2 protein-coding genes are annotated in these 1031 nt (G+C 42.8%); one reads left to right on the top strand and one right to left on the bottom strand.

The features are described 5' to 3' along the window. Positions 1-218 (top strand): transposase domain-containing protein (locus V8L71_RS20675; RefSeq protein WP_336275346.1); only part of this gene is annotated, 218 nt, incomplete at its 5' end. 81 nt (positions 219-299) lie between these two features. On the opposite strand, the gene V8L71_RS20670 is transcribed toward V8L71_RS20675, so the two are convergent. Further along, positions 300-962 (bottom strand): hypothetical protein, encoded by a 663-nt coding sequence (locus V8L71_RS20670; RefSeq protein ID WP_336275345.1) that lies wholly within the window; start codon positions 960-962, stop codon positions 300-302. Positions 963-1031: the final 69 nt, after the last annotated feature.

The following is a 1031-nucleotide window of genomic DNA, read 5'->3' as shown; positions in this document are numbered from 1 at the left end:
GGAAGTGTTTCCATAACCGTAAAAACTGGCTGTTCAGCCATACTCCGAGCGGCGCTCATGCCAGCGCGGCGATCTACAGCCTGATCGAAACCGCCAAAGCCAATGGTCTCTCGCCTTACGATTACTTGCAGTATGTCTTCGCGACCCTGCCCACCCTCGACGATGATGACCTCAACACGCTGTTGCCCTGGCAGTGGAAAGAGACATTACCGGTCTAAGCGAAATCTGCCTAGATGTGGTTAGTGGCTCGCTTACTAATATAACGCCGCATTCAGCGGCTTGTCCGCTGCAATGCATTGTTAACTCAATAACTTTTCAATACTGGTAATCAATGCATCTACAGAATTTCTCTTGTGTTCATTTAAAGCATTTAAAGGGTTGGCTTTAACTGCTTCTGCAACGGCATACTTAACCTGAGACTCAACTGTATCACTCCATCGTTTTCCATCATTTAGAAATGCTGATTTAACGCGCTCAGACCATTTTTTGTTACTCCTAAATGCTGGCTGATTTAGGTCAACACCAAAGCCTTCGATTATCTGATCACGATAAACATCAAGTTTTAAACAATCTTCGAACTCTGTATTCTGGGCGCCATTACAAGTAACAAATGTATTTCTCCTATTAGAAATAATCCCATCTGCTTCAGCCTTGTCGTACGCAGCTCGGCCTGCTTCATCATTATCCAAAAAAGTATGATAAACACACAGCGAATTACTGAGAAGAGTTAACTTATAGGATAAATTACCGGCGCCCCCAATTTCATCTACAACTAAAACATGACTACTTATGGCCTTCTTAATTATTTCACTCTCAGCAGATAAAATTGCTTTTAACGAAATCACATCATCTCCGCCCTCTACAACTAAAACATAACTGGCATTTACGAGATTATCTGAAGCTTTGATACCTAGCCCGGATTTCTCATAGCACCTCAGCAAGTACCGCACCCAGGCCGCCATGCTATTAAAAACCTATTGGTACATCTTAAATTGCCTACTTTTTAACCACTTTCCGTCGTTCAGATACAC

Source organism: Vreelandella indica (assembly GCF_037070225.1).
GTDB classification, from domain to species: Bacteria; Pseudomonadota; Gammaproteobacteria; order Pseudomonadales; family Halomonadaceae; genus Vreelandella; species Vreelandella arctica.
Note: the sequence above shows the minus strand (reverse complement) of the source record. Positions and strands in the feature narration are given on the sequence as shown.